Consider the following 17,067-nt stretch of genomic DNA (forward strand, 5'->3'; position numbering starts at 1 on the left):
CGGCGGGGCGACGCCGGTATCGATAGCCCGATGTATCATGCATTCATGCATGCATTTCGACCCTGTTCTTTCGCCGCTTTCATCCGGCGCACCGCTTCGTGATGGCTGCGATCGAGGGCCCCGCCGATGGCCTGGCCAAGACGCTCGGTTTCGCCACCGCGATTCAGATCATCGCCACGGCGGCCGCGCTGTCACTGACCGCTATCGTGCCGCTGGTGGTGGCGGATGTGGGGCTGGATGTTCATTTCGTGGGCTTCCAGATCAGCCTGATCTACCTAGCCGCGACGCTGGCCTCGGCCGGCGCGGGCGGCGCCATCGAGCGGCTTGGTGCCTTGAGGGTGGAGCAGCTGTGTCTTTTTACGTTCGGATGCGGCCTGCTGTGTTTCGCCACCGCCCGCGTGGAGGGCTTCGTTGCCGGCTCGTTGATTGTCGGGATTGGCTATGGCTGGCAGAACCCGGCGGCATCGCAGCTGCTCGCGTCGGTGGTCAACGCGCGTACGCGCAACCTCGTGTATTCGGTCAAGCAGGCCGGGGTGCCGCTGGGCGGTGTGATCGCAAGCCTTGCCATTCCCGCGCTGGCTGTATTCATCGACTGGCGGCTGGTACTCGTGCTGGCGTCGATCGTGCCCTTCGCCGCGTTGGCGGCGCTGCGCTACTACAGCCATGCCGACGACGCGCGCCGCGTTGGGGCTGGCACCGCGCGGCGCAGCGGGTTCTTCATCGACCAGAAGATCCTGTGGGCCGACCCGCGCCTCGCCGGACTCGCCCTCATCGGGTTCTTCTATTCCGTGGTGCAATTGTCGCTGAGCGCGTTTGCGGTCACCACGCTCGTCGAAGACGGCGCCTGGCCGCTGGTCACCGCCGGCGCGGTGGCTGCCGCCATGCAGTTCGCCGGCGCCGGTGGGCGTATCGGCTGGGGCTGGGTGGCCGACCGGATCGGCGGTGGCATGCGGGTACTGGCGCTGCTCGGCCTGCTCGGCGGACTGGGTTCGCTCGCCCTGTATCTGGCCATCGATATGGCCGGCTGGGTTCAGCTGCTGTTGTTCATCTGGCTCGGCGCGGTCTGGCTGGGCTGGAACGGCGTGCTGTTGGCGGAAGTCGCCCACCAGGCGCCGGTGTCGCAGGTCGGCCAGGCCACCGGCGCGGTACTTGTCTACGTGTTCGGCGGCGTCATCATCGGCCCGGCCGGCTTCGCGCTGGTCGCCGCCGGACTGACCAGTTTCAGTGCCACGTTCGCGGTCTATTCACTATGCGGATTTCTGGGCGCACTTGCGGCACTACGGCTTGACTTCAGCGCCAGACCCAAGGAGATCGAACACTGATGTGTGACGAAAGCGTGCCCGCGGGCGATTGGACACTGCACGACGAGGACGGTTTCCTGGGGCTCGTCGGGCCCGTGCTGGAGCGGCGTGACGGCGACAGGATCGTGCTGGGCTTCAGGGCCGATGCCAAGCACCGCAATAAGCGCGGCGTGGTCCAGGGCGGCATGCTGGTGACACTGGCCGATCGGGCGATGGGAGTGACCGCGAGCACGGCCCTGAACGATCAGCCGGTGGCGACGGTGCAGCTCGATACCCATTTCGTCAGCGCGGGCCGGATCGGCGAGTTCATCGTGGCCGACGTCGACATCGTTCGCGTCACCCGCAGCCTGGCGTTCATCGATGCACGCCTGCTCGCCGATGAGCGGCTGCTGATGACGGCCCGGGGTATCTGGAAAATACTGACGAACCCCGGCTAGGGCGGGCGTCGCGCCGGCCGAACATCGGATCGATCAGCTGTCGTTGAGTGGCGCGAACGTGGCCTGTGTCAGCGTGGCCAGCGTCGCTGGCGCCAGTTCGATCTCCAGGCCGCGTCGCCCGCCGCTGACGAAGATTGTGTCGAAGTCCTGCGCCGAGACATCGATGAAGCTGCGCAACGCTTTCTTCTGGCCTAGCGGGCTGACGCCGCCGAGCACATAGCCGGTGGTCTTTTCGACCTGCGCGCCCTCGGCCATGAACGCTTTCTTGGCGCCCGCCGCCGTCGCCAGGCTTTTCATGTGCAACCGTCCCGAGACGGGCACGCAGGCGACGATCAGTTCATGCGCGTCGGTTTCGGCGACCAGTGTCTTGAATACGCGTTGCGCAGGAACCCCAAGTTGCTCCGACGCGTCGATGCCGTAACCCGAGATGGCTCTATCCGACTCGTAGCGAAGTACTTTATGGGGCAATCCGGCTGCTTCTAGTTGTTTAATAGCGGGAGTCACGGACACAGATTCGGGCAGAGATCCGTTAATAAATAATAATTAACAGGTGGCTAGGAAAATGGACGCTTGAAATGAGTGCGGAAATCGTATCCTTTGTAAATATAGTCTTTCCAGTTCGAAATCTCGTCGAGCCCCATTTCAAAGAGATGATCGAAATGTCTTTCGCGGCTGCTGTAGAGCGCGCGCAGATGTTTAGCGTATTTTCCTTCGGCGAGATTGTCCAAGATGTAGCTATTTGTCGTCATGGCGATTTCCAAGGCCCAGATCGAAAAGGCGTTTGTTGCTATCCGTAACGTCCAGTCTTCCCCTTCGATTTCCGGGTTGGAAGCCAATATCGGCCAGCTTTCTATCTTTTGTCGCGTTAACGGCAGTAAAAAATCCGGCAGTTTCTGGCCGCTGCGGATCCTACTATCCTTATCATTTACGATTGGGATATCGCACTCGCGAAAATGGACTAGGCCGTTGCGGACTTTTTGAAGCTGGCAAAGATTATTCCAACGGGCAGGCAGTTCTAAGTCGATAGCTTTAAGCAGCCGCTTATAGCGATCAATCAACGAGCCCGATTCGTCCACTCTGATTGACGCGATTTTTTGCAAATCGCTTTCTTCGATGCCAGCAGCATCCCATCTGTCATGAATGGGGTCAGAGATGAAGGTGGAGTCGCGATCAGCATCGAATAGAAAGCTGTGGGCCGAAGACGATACTTCGTTAACAAAGGCTTCGATTGCCGAGCAGGCCAGAATTACGACCGCCGGGGAACCCACGTTGAAATCAATGGCCTTCGGGGGACTTCCGGTATTTTGCGCATGTGTTATCGCAGAGTGTAGAAAGCTCCACGACATCTTGGATGTCGTATAGCTCAGAACCCGACTTTGCGATTGTTCACCCGCCAATATACGACATCTCCACCTTGCCGTCGGCATCCTTGCCGCGACGGTTGGCGGTTTGCTCGCCGCGGATTTCCGAGTAGCGGTCGTCGCGGACGTGCCAGATGCCGGCGAGCAGGTCGGACAGCTCGGCGTCGCTGGCACCGGCGCGCATCGGCCCACGGATATCGCGCCCGTGCACGCCGAACAGGCAGGTATAGAGCTCACCGATGGCCGAAAGTCGGGCGCGGGTGCAGCCACCGCAGAAAGGCTGGCTGACCGAGGCGATGATGCCGATCTCGCCGGCGCCGTCGTCGAACGTCCAGCGGTTGGCGGTCTCGCCCGGCGCGGTGGCCGGCAGGCGGCTGATCGGATGGCGCGTGCGGATGGTGTCGACGATCTCGCGTGCGGTAATGACGTCGTCCATGCGCCAGCCGTTGGATGTGCCCACATCCATGAACTCGATGAAGCGCAGCACCACGTCCGAATGCCGGAAGTGATCGACCATCGGCAGGATCTGGTGTTCGTTCACGCCGCGCTGTAATACGCAGTTGACCTTGACGGGGCCCAGACCGGCGGCCTTGGCGTTGTCGATCGCGGTGAGCACTTTGGAGGCCGGGAAGCCGACATCGTTGATCGCCTTGAAGACGTCGTCGTCGATGGCGTCGAGGCTGAGGGTGACGCGATTGATACCGGCCGCTTTCAGATCGCGGGCGCGCTCCGCGGTGAGCAGCGAGCCGTTGCTGGTCAGGCAGATATCGTCGATGCCGTCGATCGCGGCCAGCCGCGCGACGAGCACCTCGAGATCGCGGCGCAGCAGCGGTTCGCCGCCGGTCAGGCGCAGCTTGGTCACGCCCAGGCCGGCGGCCAGACGCGCCAGGCGCTCGATTTCGTCGAAGTTGAGCAGTTCCTTGCGTGGCAGAAACAGATGTTCGCTGCCGAACAGATGGCGTGGCATGCAATAGGTGCAGCGGAAATTGCAGCGATCGGTCAGCGAGATACGCAAGTCGCGTAGCGGGCGTGCAAGGGTATCGGTGACGGCTTGGGTAGCGGGCATGATCCTATGATCAGGGCTTTTGTCCCCGGTCTCAAGCCCACGCATTCGCGCTCGCGGCGCCGGTTGTGCATCGCGCCGGTCGAAACTGCTGCTATTCGCGTGCCCATGGGATTCGCCTGTACCGGCGCCCGGTGCCAGACTGTCAGCGACGATATCGTGACTTGCGGCAATAGGTCGCGACCGCGCCGCGCCTGAACGCGTTATACTTTTGTAGTATGAGTGGTCGCTTGGGGCACGGTCAGCGGGCCGGTCTGCGGCTGTCGTAGTCATTGCAGGAGACGGCATGCACCTCGATCCGGAAGTTCTCTCGCGAATCCAGTTCGCCTTCGTGGTGTCGTTCCATATCCTGTTTCCGGCGTTCACGATCGGCCTGGCGAGCTGGCTTGCGATGTGCGAAGGCCTGTTCCTGTTCACCAAGCGGGACATCTACCGGCGCCTGTATCAGTTCTGGGTCAAGATCTTCGCGGTCTCGTTCGGCATGGGCGTGGTCTCGGGCATCGTGATGAGCTTCCAGTTCGGCACCAACTGGTCGCATTTCGCCGAGGCGACCGCGCCGGTGCTGGGCCCGTTGTTCACCTATGAAGTGCTCACCGCCTTCTTTCTGGAAGCCACCTTCCTTGGCATCATGCTGTTCGGCTGGGACAAGGTTGGCCCGAAGCTGCATTTCATCGCCACGGTGACCGTGGGCGTGGGCACGACGCTATCGGCGTTCTGGATCCTCTCCGCCAACTCCTGGATGCACACCCCGGACGGCTTCGAACTGCGCGACGGCATCTTCTACCCGGTCGACTGGTGGAAGATCGTATTCAACCCGTCGTTCCCGTACCGGCTGGTGCATATGGTGCTGGCAGCCTATCTGACCACCGCGTTCGTGATCCTCGGCGTGGGCGCGTGGTACCGGCTGCGTGACACCGCCCACGAGGCCTCGCGGGTGATGTTGATGATGGGTGTGGGCTTCGTGTCCATCGTCACGCCGCTGCAGATCGTGGCCGGCGATTTCCATGGCCTCAAGACGCTGGAATATCAGCCACAGAAGATCGCGGCGATGGAGGCGCACTGGGATACGGAAAAAGGTGCGGCGCTCGCGTTGTTCGCCTGGCCGGACAGCGCTAACGAGACGAATCATTTCGAGATCGCGATTCCGCATTTCGCCAGTCTGATCCTGACCCATGAATGGAACGGCGAACTGGTCGGGCTCAAGGATTTTCCGCGCGACGAGCGACCGCCGGTCGCACCGATCTTCTTCTCTTTCCGCATCATGGTGGGGCTGGGGATGCTGATGCTGCTCGCCGGCATGACCGGGCTGTGGCTGGCCTGGCGGCGGGCGCTGTTCGACACCCCCTGGTATCACCGTTTTCTGGTCGCGATGACGCCATCGGGATTCGTCGCCGTGCTGGCTGGCTGGATCACTACCGAGATCGGGCGCCAGCCCTATACGGTTTATGGACTCATGCGCACCTCGGACTCGGTGTCGCCGGTGGGCGGGCCCAGCGTGCTGGCCACCCTGATCACCTTCGTGATCGTCTACGGCATCGTTTTCGGCGCCGGTCTGTACTACATCATCCGGGTCGTGCGCACCGGCCCCGAGCAAGGCCCGGCGCATCCGAGCCACGATCCCTTCGCGACGCCGGCACGGCCGTTGTCGTATCCCGACGAGCCGGTGGGAGAGCGCCCATGAGCACGACCGATCTGTTGCCGTTGCTGTGGTTTGGCGTCATCGGCTTTGGCGTGTTCATGTATGTGCTGCTGGACGGCTTCGTGCTGGGCATCGGCATTCTGTCGGGCTTCGCCCACGGCGAGCACGAGCGCGACATCATGATGAACTCGGTGGCGCCGATCTGGGACGGCAACGAAACCTGGCTGGTGCTGGGCGGGGTCGGCCTGCTGGCGGCGTTTCCGCCGGCCTACACCGTGTTGTTGCCGGCGCTCTATCTGCCGTTGTCGCTGATGTTGATCGCGCTGATCTTTCGCGGCGTGGCCTTCGAATTCCGCTTCAAGGCCAATCGCAAGTTCGGCTGGAACACGGCCTTCAATCTGGGCTCGATCGTGGCCACGTTCTGCCAGGGCGTCACGCTGGGCTCGATCGTGCAGGGTATCAACGCCGACGGCGCCCAGTATGTGGGCGGCGCCTTCGACTGGCTGTCGCCGTTCACTGTGCTCACCGGGTTCGCGCTGGTGGCGGGCTATGCGCTGCTGGGCGCCACCTGGGTAGTGCTCAAGACCAGCGGCGGCCTGCAGCAGAAAGCCTATGGCTGGAGCCGCATGTTGCTGACCGGCGTGATCGTGTTCATGGGCCTGGTCAGCCTGTACGTGCCGTTCCTGGACGTCGACTACGCCGAGCGCTGGTTCGGCTTTCCGCACGCGCTGCTGATGGCGCCGTTCCCGATCGCCGCGATCGCGGTTTCGTATTTCCTGTACTGGAGTGTGATGAACCGGCGCGAATACCTGCCGTTCCTGCTCAGCCTGGCCATGTTCGCGGTGGGTTACGCGGGTCTGGCCGCCAGTTTCTGGCCGCATATCATTCCACCCGACCTGACCATCTGGAACGCGGCCTCGCCGCCGGAGACACAGCGCTTTCTGATCGTAGGTCTGGCGATTTTGCTGCCGTTCATCCTGTTCTATACCGGCTGGTCGTACTGGATATTCCGCGGCAAAGTCACCCGTGACATGGGCTATCATTGATGTTCGGGCTGATGGGTTTCGGCTGATGCGCGAAGGACCGCGCCGACTGCTGTGGTTCGTGGGTCTGGCGGCGGCCAGTCTGGTCGTCTGTGCCAGCGCCGCGTTCGTGTTTCGCGAGTTCATCTTCTTCGTGCTCGACCATTGATCGCGCCGCGGCGTGTGTCGCTGAACCCCGCGCTGAAGACGCCGGCGATGTTCTAATAGCGGTATGAGAGCTGCCCGCCGTGCCCATCATCGCTGGACCCTGGCCGATCTGATCGACTTCGAAGCCATACTGGCGTCGGTGTCGGAAGACGAGATTGTCGCCGACCGTCTTTATTTCGCCCGCGATATTCGCCCCCAGTTGGGCAGCGGCGATGAGCGCATGCGCCGTCGTCAGGGGCTGTGGCTGTGGCTGGCGATGCGGCGCGAGCGTTCGAGCGTCGACGCAGGACGACTCTGGCACAACGGTATTGCTCTGCTGCGGCTGGCACTGTTCGTCGGCATGGCCGTGGCGGGCTTTGTGCTGGCCGCCGGGCTGTGCGTGGGCGTTTCGCAGGCCGTGCACGTGATTGTGTTCTTCGGCCTGGCGCTGGTGCTGCCGTGGGGCGTTTTCCTGGCGTGGTCGCTGGCGCGGCGTCTGGGCTCGCGCCGGCGTGTCCTGCTCGAGCGCGGACTGTCGCTGGCGGTGCACCTGGCCCGGCGCAGCGCCGGCAAGCGCTCGGCCGATCAGGTCGATATCTGGCGCGAGCGGCTGCTCGACGGCAGCCGGCCGCGGCAGGCGCTGAGTGCCGCGCTCGGGGGCACGCTGCAGCGCGGCGGGCTGGGTTTCAGTGTAGGTCTTCTGCTCGCATTTCTGGGCTGCCTGATGGTGTTCGATGTGCGGTTCTACTGGGAGGCCACGCCGCAGACGGGAAAGCTCATGCAGGCGACCACCGAGGCCATTGCCATGCCCTGGCAATGGGCCTGGCCGGCGGCGGTACCGGATGCCGCGGCGATCGAGGCCAGCCGCGCGCGTTATGTCGACGGCATCAAACGGGTGCCGGGCGGCGTCGAGGCGACGGCCGCCTGGTGGCGATTCCTGTTGATGTCGATTGTGGTCTGGGGTCTGTTGCCGCGGCTGTTGCTGATCGCGCTGTATCAGTGGCGACAGCGGCGCGCACTGGCCGGGCTGGATTTTCAGGCGCCGCGCCATCGCGCGCTCTGGCGCACGCTTACTGCCGTCGAACGCGGCACGGTGGCGCCCGAATCCGCCGACGGCGCGCTGCTGCTCGATGTGGGCGGCAGCGGTATTCACGGTCAGGACATACGCGGTTTTCTGCTGCGTGCACTGCGTGTGAATCCGCAGGAAGAGCAGCGGGTGAACGTGCTCGACGAGGCCGCCGAAAACGCGGCCGATGCGGCCCTGGCCAAAGCCCCCGCGCACGTCGTGCTGCTGGTCGAGGACTGGGGCCTGTCGCCGCGCCAGGCGTACAACCTGCATGCACGGGTGCGCGAAGCTGCGGGCAGCGATACGCCGATGACCTGGGTGGTGCTCGGTGTGCGGGACGGCCAGCCGACGCCGCCGGATGCCGCCCATCTGGAACGCTGGACCCGATTCATCGACGGGCTGCGCGACCCGGCGACCGAAATTCTGGGGTATGCCCCCGGTGCCTGACATGAACCACGACAAGGCCCTCAACGCGGGCGCATGGGTGACGCCGGACCTGCCCTGCTATGCCGTGGTCGGCAAGGTCAACATGGGCAAGTCGGCGATTCTGGCCACGCTGCTCGAAGAAGACGACGATCGCATCATCCGGATCTCGCCCGAGCCGGGGGAAACCACGCGTTGCCAGCGGTTGTCGCTGGTACTGGACGGCGTGGAGCGGTTGCGCTTCATCGATACGCCCGGTTTTCAGCAGCCGATCGAGGCGCTGCGCGCGATTCGTGCCCTGCACGACGATGCGGCCACCACGCCAGGCCTGCCGGCGCTCGCGCGCTTCGTGGAAAAATACCGCGGCTCCGGGGAGTTCGAGGACGAATGCCGTCTGCTCGAGCCGCTGCTGGAAGGGGCGGGCATCCTCTACGTGGTCGATCCCGGTGTGCCGGTCTACGACAGTTTTCTGGCCGAGATCGAAATCCTGCGTTTTTCCGGGCGTGCGCGCCTGGCCGTGCTCAATCAGCGCGGTAGCGAAGGCGACGGCCGCGCCGATCACGAAGCCGACTGGCGGGCCCATCTGGGCAAGGCCTTCAATCTGGTGCGCGCCTTCGATGCCCATCAGGCCCGTTTCGCCGCCCGTCGCGACCTGCTGGCCGCGCTCAACCAGATCGACGAGCGCGATCGCGCCCATCTGGACACCACCATGGCGCTGCTCGACGCCGAATGGGCCCAGCGTCGCGAACTGGCCGCCGAGCATATCCAGTCGTTTCTACGCGCCGGGCTGACTTTGCGTGAGCGCGAAACCTATGCCGAGGACGGCCCGGCGCCGGTGGCCGCGAAACGCGACGCGGTCAAGCGCGCGAGCGGCCGCTATTTCGATCGTATTGCCACACTCGAACGCGAGGCCGCCGACGCGCTGCTCGGCATCTATCGGCATACCGCTATCCGGGCGCAGCTGCGCGACGGCTTCGGCGGCGATCTCGATCTGGCCAGCGACGAGACCTGGCGCCGGCTCGGGTTGACCCGCCAGCAGCTCACCTTCGTCGGCGCCGCGGTAGGCGCGAGCGCCGGGCTGGGCGTCGATGCGGCGGCGCTGGGTCATACCCTGGGCGTCGGCGCGTTGCTCGGCGGTATCGGCGGCGGCGCGCTGGCGTTCTTCAAGGGCGAAGCGCTGCCCGAGCTCAAACTCGATTTCGGGCGCATGGGCGCGCTCGGCGGACGCCAGATCACGCTTGGGCCGCCGCGTAATCCGAATTTCGCCTGGGTGCTTCTCGATTCCATCCTGATCCGCTACCGCCAGATCCTGCTGCGTGCCCACGCCCGTCGCGGCGACGGCGAACTGGCCGCCGCCGGCGACGACAACGAAAGCGTGGCCCGCGATCTGCCCGGCGATCTGCAGAAGACGCTGGGCCGCTGGTTTCGTCAGGTCATGCGCGAACGCGAGGACGCCGAAGGCGACAGCGCCGCGCTCGCCGCCCTCGTGGATGCGCTCGCGGCGGTCGAGAAAGAACTCTAGTTCAGAACTCTAGCTGTCGCCTTCGCCGGCGCTCTGCCGATCGACTTCCTGCTGGACACGATCGAAGCTCACCGCGCCCGAGAACAGGGTGTCGCCGACGATCACGGTCGGCGTGGCGCGCAGGCTCACGGCCTTGCCGGCTTCCTGGTTCTGGGCGATCACGTCGTCGACCGCACCCTGGGCCATGCACTGTTTGAGTCGATCGGCGTTGACGCCGGTCTCGACGGCCAGGTCGAGAAAACGCGAGGTCGGGTCGTCCTGCTGCGACCAGTCGCTCTGGGTCTCGAACAGGCGATCGTGGTAGGGCCAGAACTTGTCCTGACGCGCGGCACAGCGCGCGGCCACGGCCGCCTGATGGGCGTGGTCATGCATCGGCAGCGGGAAGTCGAAGAACACGAAGCGCACCTTGCCGGAGTCCACGAGTTCGTCGCGGATGCGCTTGGCCGTGGGCGCGAACGCGCCGCAGGCCGGGCACTGGTAGTCGGCGAATTCGCGGATGGTGACCGGTGCATCGGCCTCGCCGACCGACTCGCCCAGGGCGTCGTAATCGGACTCGAACTGGCTGATCAGCGACGAGTCGAGCTGGCGGCTGTTGTCGTTGCCCGCGGTCGGCGCGGTCGGGCCGGAGCGAAAGCTGATCACCAGGATCGCGAGAATGATCAGCACACCCAGAATCAGGGCGGGCACGAACAGGGCACCAAACAGGCTCGATCGGGTGTTGTTCTGACTCATGCAGCGGCTCCTTGTGCCGACGATAGGGTGAAAGCGCCGCCATCATAGCGTGCGTGAAAGATACGGTCAGCCGAAGTGCTCCATGAACGCGATGGCATCAGGGCGCGGCGGCCAGCCAGCCGCCGGTGGCTTGATAGGTTTGCATGTTGGCGCGGCTTTCCACCCAGGCCGCGAACGCATAGCGGCTGGCGTCGACGGTCATCGTTGCCGGCAGTATCGCGGTCGCCGTGTAGCCGCTGTCGGCGTCGACGAGCGGCGTCGTGTTCTCGCCGATGACCACGAAATCGTGCCGCAATCTACGGCCTGTGTTCTCGCCGGCGCTGATGACCTTGCTCAAGCCGAAAGCAAGGACGGCGATATGCAGGTCGAGGGCGCCGTCGATAGTGGCCGGCGGTGCGAACAGGGCGCCCACCGCATCCCCGTCGAGGGTCACGCGCAGCACGCCGGCGTCGGCTTCAACGTCGAGCGGCTCGATCGGGCTCGGGCGTGGATGCCGGAACCACAGCCGCCAGTCGTGGCCGTTGCGGATGAAATTGGGTGTGTAGGCCACGCCGTTACTGCGCCGGCTCGCATAATCACGCTGACGCCGGGTGTACTCGGTGCGCGCGTAGGGATCGACCCAGCCGTATTGATCCCAGTAGGTGACATGAAAAGCCACCGGGACGATCCGGTGCCAGAGCGCGTCGTTGTCGGTGAATCTGCCGAGCCATGCGTCGGCCGGCGGGCAGCTGCTGCAGCCTTCGGCGGTATAGAGTTCGAGCAGCGTGGTCTGCTTGACGCCGCTCTCGAACGATTGCGTCGGGCCGGCCTGCGCGAGTGCAACGCTGCAGGCGGCCAACAGGCTGGCGGCAACGACCAGTATCGAGCCGCCACCCAGGAGGGTTCCAGATCTCGTTGACTCGGTAATCATGGTTGTCGGTATAGCACGTTTGCGTAGCGCCACGTCAGTGACAGTGCTTGAGATTGCGCTCGAGCAGCAGCCAGTTCACCGGCCAGGCGGCGATATAGCCGGCCGGCAGTGCACAGATAAAGCCGATCCAGAAACGCGGCGCGGTGAGCGAGCCGGCCTGGATGCCGCCGATGGCGTAGTCGATGCCGTTCATGGCGATTTCCATCGCCGTGATCGAGAACAGCTCGCCCAGCCAGACCGTCGACAGTGCCGCCGCCAGTGACAGACCATGGTTCTTCATGACCGGCCGGACCGCCAGGCTGATACCAACGACAAACGCCAGCACGACGGCAAGCAGCATCGTATGCATCCAGTGCCAGCCGAGCGCGGTACCGATCATCAGGCCCAGCAGTTCGCCGATGCCGCAGCCGGTCAGGCAATGCAGGGTGACGGCCGACGTGGTGGCGGCGGTGGTCTTCGGGGCGCAGTGGTCGCTGCCGCGACCTTTGCCGAGCGCGGCCCGCGGCGTGTTCATGTGCCGGACTCGTTTTCGGTGACGCGCGGCTCGGGCGGCTCCTCGCCGGCGCCGGCGAGCGCGGAAATGATCGGGCAGCTGCGAATATCGCCGTGGCCGGCACATCGCTGGGCCAGATCGCCGAGCGTTTCGCGCATGCGCTGCAGATCCGCGAGACGCGCATCGATTTCGCCGAGTTTGTGCTCGGCCAGGGCCATGACCTGCGCCCGCGAGCCCTGGCCGTCCTGCAGGGTGAGCAGCTCGCGGATTTCGGCGAGCGTGAACCCCAGCCGTTTGGCGCGCACGATGAAAACGAGCCGGTCGCTGCTGTCGGCGGTGTAACGGCGATAGCCGTTGGCGCCGCGGGCGGGCTCCGGCAACAGGCCTTCTCGCTCGTAGAAACGCACGGTTTCCACGCCTATGCCCGAACGTTGTGCCAATTCGCCGATGCGCATATTCACCTCATAGCTGCGTCATCAAAGTAACGCCGTATAGAGGTACAGGGTCAAGCGTTATTTCAAGCCCGCGCCCGTCTGGCTATTGCATGAAACAAAAAAAGAGGGGCCGAAGCCCCTCTTGCGATATGCCGATGACAGAAAGATTAGCGGTTGGTGTCGTCCGCGTTGCTCATGCTGTCGTCTGCCGAGTTGTCGATCACCGTGCCGGTGGATGCGCCAGCGTCGCTGCTCTGATCGGTGGTGGCGCCGGAAGCCTCGTTGTCGCTCTGGTTGTCGTTCTGGCCCTGGGCACGGTCGATCAGGTCGTTGGTGCCTTCCTTGAGCCGCGTCCAGGCGCTGCTGGCGGACTCGCGGGTCTGCTCCCAGGCGTCGGAGGCCTGGCTCTGGGCGCCTTCCCACCACGCGTCGTTGTAGACGGGATAACCGCTCAGTTCGCTGCTGCTGGCGTTCAGGGTGACGCGGTAGTTGGGTTCGATGGCCTTGGGGCCGGCGATCGTCTCGACCGACAACTGGTTGGGCTCGACCACGTAAGACTTGCCACCCAGGCCGAACTTGCCCTCGGTTTCGACAATGAACGATTTGATCGTCATGTTGTTGTCGAAGACGATGTCGTCGATTTCACCGATCTGCTTGTCCGAGCCTTCGGCATAGACATCGGCGTCGAGCAGCTGGTCGGCCGAATACAGCCCTTCCGGCGGGGCGGCGAGCGCCGCGCTGCTGGAAGCGGCGAGGGCGAAGCCAACGAGGCCGGCGGCAGTGATTTTGTGAATCGTCATCGTGTATTCCTTCAGACTGAATCTGCTGCGGAGTGTAGGCCCCGTGCCTTAACCGCAGATGAAAAACCTCTGCCCGCAGTGGTTTATCTCGCGTCGGCGAGCGCGATGTCGAGCACACCCAGGAAGCGGTCCAGCAGCGGGGCGCGACCGGGCGCGGCGCGTTGAACACGCCAGAGCGGCCGGGCCAGAGACAGGCCGGTCAGTTCGATGAATTGCACGGCCGGTGAGGTCGAACTGGCCCGGGTCGCCGCGCGCCGGCTTACACAGGCCAGCCCTGCACCGGCGGCCACCGCGCGCACGATCGCACCGCTGTCGTCGATGACCAGGCTTGCGCGCGGCGCGGCGTAGCCCGCAAGCGCGAGGTTCTGCTCGAATACGGCGCGGGTGCCGGATCCGCGCTCGCGGGCGACCCAGGGGTGCATGTCGAGGGCGTCGATCGAGACCGTATCCGTCGCATAGTCGTGCGGGGCGATGATCTGCAGTGTATCGGTGCCCCAGGCGGCGGCGTCGAGATCGTCGCGCTGTGACGGGCCTTCGATGAAGCCGATATCGGCGTCGAGTGCGGCAACCCGCTCTTCGACGTTGGCGCTGTTGCCGGAAATGACCGTGATGGAGAGCGCCGGATGGCTTCGCCGGAGTGCGGCCAGCGCCGCCGGCAGGATATAGCGCGTGATCGTGCTCGATGCGGCCAGTCGGATATCGCCGGCGAGTTGCTGCGACGGGCCGGCCGGGCCGAATTGCCCGGCGACGTCGTCGAGCGTGGCCATGGGTGCGGCGGTCAGCTGCAGCAGCTGGCGGGCTGCGGCGGTGGGCACGATCGTGCGGCCCTGACGCTCGAACAGCGCCACGTCGAGCGCGTCCGCCAGTTCCCGTATCGCTTGGCTGACCGCGCCCTGACTCAAGTGCAGGGCTTGGGCCGCACGCTTGACCTGGCCGGTACGCACGACCGTGGCGAATATCTCCAGCTGACGCAGGGTGAATCGGGTAATCGCCATGCGTGCTCATTACTGTTTAGAAAAATCGAATCGTAATATTGATATAAATCTATTTTAAATAATAGTGCGTCGATCTAGGGTTGGGCCATCGAAATCACGGGAGATGGCCATGGCCACACAGCAACTCGCATCGACAGCCGCCGGCGATCGACTCAATCAATGGTTCAGCCAATGGTTCAGCGATCTGCCGCGGATACTGCCGGGCCTGCTTCTGTGCGTCACTCTGGCGGGCGTGTCCTATGCAATCGCCGCCTGGCCGGCCCTCAATGAAGTCGTGCCCTTGAGCGCTTTGACCGTGGGTATCCTGCTGGGCGTGGTCATCCGTCTGTGCGTGCCCATGCCGGCGACGATCGAGCCGGGTATCCGCTGGACGCTTTATTATCTACTTCGCGCCGGCATCATTCTGCTCGGGTTTCGGCTCGTACTGCAGGATATGCTGTCAGTTGGATTCGGCGGCCTGGCGCTGGTCCTGCTGGCAGTGGCCAGCACCATCACGCTGTCGGTAGTCATAGGCCGCGCGCTGAAATTGCCGGATACGCTTAGCGTGCTGGTGGGCTGCGGCACTGGTATTTGCGGCGCCTCCGCAGTGGTCGCGGTGGACGGCGTTATCAAAGGCCGTGAGCAGGACGTAACCTGTGCCATCGCCATGGTCACGGTGTTCGGCACCATTGCCATGTTTGCCTATCCCGCCATTGCTAACGCCATCGGCCTGTCCGAGCCGGTCTACGCGGCTTGGGCCGGGAGCTCGATTCATGAAGTTGCGCAGGCCGTGGCGGCCGGTTTTGCCTTCGATCAGCACGCCGGTATCGATGCCAGCCTCTACAAGCTCTCACGCGTGGCCATGCTCGCCCCGGTCTGTGCGGTCCTGGCCGTGTGGTGGCGTCGTCGTGCCGGCGCCGACGAGCAAGCCGACGGCGGCAAGACCGGTTCGCCGTTTCCGATGTTCGTGCTGTTGTTCGTGCTTATGGTCATCGTGAACTCTTTCGTGCCGATGTCCGAGACCGTGCACAAGACGCTCACCACCGCCGATTCGGCGCTGCTGGCCGCGGCCATGGTCGCCATGGGACTGCAGACGCGTCTGGTTTCGGTTGCGCGGCTGGGCTGGAAGCCGTTGTTTCTAGGTGCGGTTGTCGCAGTATGGATTAGCGGACTTGCATTGGGCGGCGGCCTGCTGCTTGCAGGCTGACAGGCCGGGGCGCACAGTCGACACAAGCGGCACGCAAACGCCGCAGCACAATCAAATGTCTTTCAACCGTGCGGTATGAAACCACGCGGTCGACCACAGGGGAGAACTGATGTCTCTCACCCTTTGGGAAGGTGGCCGCGGCAAGCCGCGGCGTATAGCTGAATAAATAGATAACGGGAGACAGGCCATGCGAGATAAGGATTCAACCGGCAACAACCCGACCGATGCGTCACGGCGCGCGCTGCTGCGCGGCGCCGGCATGGGCGCGGCCGGGCTGGCTTTTGCCGGGCTCGGCCTCGGGGCAGGAATGGGGCGGGCCAGTGCGGCGGTGGCCAGTCAGACCGGGACCGCCATGCCGGCGTATGTCGGTCCCGAGGCCAACCCGTACTGGAATTCGATCGGCCCGTATGTGAACTTCCCGCAGAAGCTGCCGCTGCTGCGCCTGACCGATCGGCCGGTGCAGTTGGAGACGCCGCGTCATTATTTCGCGTCCGCGTTCACGCCCAACGAGGCAATGTTCGTGCGGTATCACCTGCCGGGCGAACCCAACAGCGTCGACCTGGCCAAATGGCGACTCAAGGTCGAAGGTCAGGTCGAGAGCCCGTTGTCACTGACGTTTGCCGACCTGCTCAACGACTACGAGCCGCACGACGTGGCCGCCGTGTTGCAGTGCTCCGGCAACAGCCGCAGCTATTTCACCCCGCGCGTTGGTGGTGGCCAATGGGGCAACGGCGCTATTGGCAACGCCAAATGGACGGGTGTGCGTCTGCGCGACGTGCTCGAAAAGGCCGGAGTCACCAAGGGCGCGGTACAGATCCAGTTCCAGGGCCTCGACTTCGGCAAGGGCCCGGCCGGCTATGGCTCGCATGCGTTTCTCAAATCGTGGGATATGGACGATCCGGCGTTGGACGAGGCGATTATCGCCTATGCCATGAACGACGCGCCGATGCCCATGCTCAATGGCTTTCCCACGCGGATGGTCTTTCCCGGCAAGTTCGCGACGTACTGGGTCAAGCACGTGTCCTGGATTCGTCTGCTCGACCACGAGGACACGAACTTCTGGATGGCCAAGGCCTACAAGATTCCCGACACGCCAGACGGCGCGACCACGCCGGAGGCGGTGAAGAACGGCGATGTGAACATGGTACCGATCGGTGTTGCCGACATGCCGGTGCGTTCATTCATGGCGACACCGGACGGCGCGACCAAGGCCGTTGCCGGCATGCCGCTGACCGCGCGCGGGGTGGCCTTTTCGGGTACCGGGCCGGTCACCAAGGTGGAGTTCTCTACCGACGGCGGCCAGAACTGGCGCGAGGCGACGCTGGGCACCGATCATGGACCGTACAGCTTCCGCGAATGGCATGCCGATTTCACCCCGGACAAGCCGGGCCAGTACATGCTGGCGGTGCGCGCCACCGACGCCAAGGGCCATGTCCAGCCCAAGGATGGGCTCTGGAACCCGGGCGGTTATCTGTGGAACAAGATCGAACAACAACAACTCACGGTCGGCCCGGCCGCTTGAGCGCCGCACAGCAC

The 17,067-nt window shown here is 64.3% G+C and carries 17 protein-coding genes; 8 read left to right on the top strand and 9 right to left on the bottom strand.

The features are described from left to right. Nucleotides 1-101 precede the first annotated feature (101 nt). Nucleotides 102-1,322, top strand: coding sequence for an MFS transporter (locus tag ACFOSU_RS09920; RefSeq protein WP_380688974.1), 1,221 nt, complete (start codon nucleotides 102-104; stop codon nucleotides 1,320-1,322). Then, on the top strand, nucleotides 1,322-1,738 hold the full coding sequence (locus tag ACFOSU_RS09925) for a PaaI family thioesterase (RefSeq protein ID WP_380688976.1): 417 nt from the start codon (nucleotides 1,322-1,324) through the stop codon (nucleotides 1,736-1,738). The genes ACFOSU_RS09920 and ACFOSU_RS09925 overlap by 1 nt, the downstream gene beginning before the upstream one ends. Nucleotides 1,739-1,771: 33 nt before the next feature. Here the strand turns inward: ACFOSU_RS09925 and ybaK are convergent, their stop codons facing one another. Genes ybaK through moaA form a run of 3 tightly spaced genes read right to left on the bottom strand, consistent with a single transcriptional unit; the run spans nucleotide 1,772 to nucleotide 4,165 of the window. Beyond that, complete coding sequence (ybaK, locus tag ACFOSU_RS09930; protein ID WP_380688978.1) at nucleotides 1,772-2,242, bottom strand: Cys-tRNA(Pro) deacylase; 471 nt, start codon at nucleotides 2,240-2,242, stop codon at nucleotides 1,772-1,774. A 50-nt stretch (nucleotides 2,243-2,292) separates the two neighbouring features. Beyond that, nucleotides 2,293-3,135 (bottom strand): hypothetical protein, encoded by an 843-nt coding sequence (locus tag ACFOSU_RS09935; RefSeq protein ID WP_380688980.1) that lies wholly within the window; start codon nucleotides 3,133-3,135, stop codon nucleotides 2,293-2,295. After that, entirely contained in the window at nucleotides 3,125-4,165 is a 1,041-nt protein-coding gene (moaA, locus tag ACFOSU_RS09940) for a GTP 3',8-cyclase MoaA (protein ID WP_380688982.1), read from the bottom strand. Before moaA ends, ACFOSU_RS09935 begins: the two co-directional genes overlap by 11 nt. 283 nt (nucleotides 4,166-4,448) lie before the next feature. Between moaA and ACFOSU_RS09945 the strand changes: the two genes are divergently transcribed. From ACFOSU_RS09945 to ACFOSU_RS09960, 4 genes are all read left to right on the top strand, one after another. Continuing rightward, entirely contained in the window at nucleotides 4,449-5,843 is a 1,395-nt protein-coding gene (locus tag ACFOSU_RS09945) for a cytochrome ubiquinol oxidase subunit I (protein ID WP_380688985.1), read from the top strand. Continuing rightward, entirely contained in the window at nucleotides 5,840-6,847 is a 1,008-nt protein-coding gene (gene cydB / locus ACFOSU_RS09950; protein ID WP_380688987.1) for a cytochrome d ubiquinol oxidase subunit II, read from the top strand. The genes ACFOSU_RS09945 and cydB overlap by 4 nt, the downstream gene beginning before the upstream one ends. Before the next feature lie 208 nt (nucleotides 6,848-7,055). After that, the gene (locus ACFOSU_RS09955; protein ID WP_380688989.1) at nucleotides 7,056-8,483 is read left to right on the top strand and encodes a DUF2868 domain-containing protein; all 1,428 of its coding nucleotides are present in this window, start codon (nucleotides 7,056-7,058) and stop codon (nucleotides 8,481-8,483) included. Between the two features lies 1 nt (nucleotide 8,484). After that, nucleotides 8,485-9,981 carry a DUF3482 domain-containing protein gene (locus ACFOSU_RS09960; protein WP_380688991.1) on the top strand — a complete coding sequence of 499 codons (1,497 nt, stop codon included), beginning with the start codon at nucleotides 8,485-8,487 and terminating at the stop codon, nucleotides 9,979-9,981. A 9-nt stretch (nucleotides 9,982-9,990) separates the two neighbouring features. Here ACFOSU_RS09960 and ACFOSU_RS09965 read toward each other — a convergent pair whose 3' ends face one another. The 6 genes from ACFOSU_RS09965 to ACFOSU_RS09990 form a co-directional block, all read right to left on the bottom strand. After that, the gene (locus tag ACFOSU_RS09965) at nucleotides 9,991-10,713 is read right to left on the bottom strand and encodes a DsbA family protein (protein WP_380688993.1); all 723 of its coding nucleotides are present in this window, start codon (nucleotides 10,711-10,713) and stop codon (nucleotides 9,991-9,993) included. Nucleotides 10,714-10,810: 97 nt separating this feature from the next. Beyond that, nucleotides 10,811-11,623, bottom strand: coding sequence for a DUF1223 domain-containing protein (locus ACFOSU_RS09970; RefSeq protein WP_380688995.1), 813 nt, complete (start codon nucleotides 11,621-11,623; stop codon nucleotides 10,811-10,813). 34 nt (nucleotides 11,624-11,657) lie between these two features. Next, nucleotides 11,658-12,137: a DUF4396 domain-containing protein gene (locus ACFOSU_RS09975; RefSeq protein WP_380688997.1), complete on the bottom strand. Its 480-nt coding sequence runs from the start codon at nucleotides 12,135-12,137 to the stop codon at nucleotides 11,658-11,660. After that, a complete protein-coding gene (locus tag ACFOSU_RS09980; RefSeq protein ID WP_380689244.1) occupies nucleotides 12,134-12,571 on the bottom strand; it encodes a MerR family transcriptional regulator in 438 nt (145 codons plus the stop codon). The genes ACFOSU_RS09975 and ACFOSU_RS09980 overlap by 4 nt, the downstream gene beginning before the upstream one ends. Nucleotides 12,572-12,717: 146 nt before the next feature. Then, nucleotides 12,718-13,350, bottom strand: coding sequence for a PRC-barrel domain-containing protein (locus tag ACFOSU_RS09985; protein ID WP_380688999.1), 633 nt, complete (start codon nucleotides 13,348-13,350; stop codon nucleotides 12,718-12,720). Between the two features lie 83 nt (nucleotides 13,351-13,433). Beyond that, nucleotides 13,434-14,345: a LysR substrate-binding domain-containing protein gene (locus tag ACFOSU_RS09990; protein ID WP_380689001.1), complete on the bottom strand. Its 912-nt coding sequence runs from the start codon at nucleotides 14,343-14,345 to the stop codon at nucleotides 13,434-13,436. A gap of 109 nt (nucleotides 14,346-14,454) precedes the next feature. Between ACFOSU_RS09990 and ACFOSU_RS09995 the strand changes: the two genes are divergently transcribed. Continuing rightward, on the top strand, nucleotides 14,455-15,531 hold the full coding sequence (locus ACFOSU_RS09995) for a YeiH family protein (RefSeq protein WP_380689003.1): 1,077 nt from the start codon (nucleotides 14,455-14,457) through the stop codon (nucleotides 15,529-15,531). 187 nt (nucleotides 15,532-15,718) lie between these two features. Further along, nucleotides 15,719-17,053 (top strand): molybdopterin-dependent oxidoreductase, encoded by a 1,335-nt coding sequence (locus ACFOSU_RS10000; RefSeq protein ID WP_380689005.1) that lies wholly within the window; start codon nucleotides 15,719-15,721, stop codon nucleotides 17,051-17,053. Nucleotides 17,054-17,067: the final 14 nt, after the last annotated feature.

The organism is Salinisphaera aquimarina (genome assembly GCF_042643355.1).
GTDB lineage: Bacteria > Pseudomonadota > Gammaproteobacteria > Nevskiales > Salinisphaeraceae > Salinisphaera > Salinisphaera aquimarina.